At 66.8% G+C, this 443-nt stretch carries 1 protein-coding gene; it reads left to right on the forward strand.

Annotated elements, in window-relative coordinates; translation table 11 throughout:
• Positions 1 to 139: 139 nt before the first annotated feature.
• The coding region (locus tag EN851_RS34240; RefSeq protein ID WP_245520887.1) for a hypothetical protein at positions 140 to 443 on the forward strand (304 nt) is incomplete at its 3' end.

Raw genomic sequence — 443 nt, forward strand, 5'->3', positions numbered from 1 at the left:
AATTCTTCACGGTTTTTCGAAGCGCGGGTGAAAACCCGGGAAGCCTGTCTTCCGCCGCAGCAGAACCGCGCGGCCGCATCGTTCCCGGCAGGACTTTGGGAGCCGGCCAAGGCCGGCCATTCTGGACACGGGCGCATCGATGAACACCAAGCGGTCCTATCTCGATACACTCAACGCCGGCAGACAACGTCTGCCGCACACCTCGCTGGAGGAGCTGAACCGCTCGCTCGAAACGCTTGAGCAGCGGCTGGAACGGACCCGCACCGATACGCCCGAGCGCCCCGATCCGCGGCGACCGGCCGCCGAGCCACGCTATGCCGCCGCGCAGCCTTATGGGTCGCCCCGCTGGTACGAGGACCCCTACACCACGCAGAGGGAGCAAAATCGGGGACAGCACAACCCGGCGCCCGCCGACTTCGGCCCCAACTACCAGGCCATCGCCC

The organism is Mesorhizobium sp. M8A.F.Ca.ET.208.01.1.1, from assembly GCF_004791315.1.
Taxonomy (GTDB): Bacteria; Pseudomonadota; Alphaproteobacteria; order Rhizobiales; family Rhizobiaceae; genus Mesorhizobium.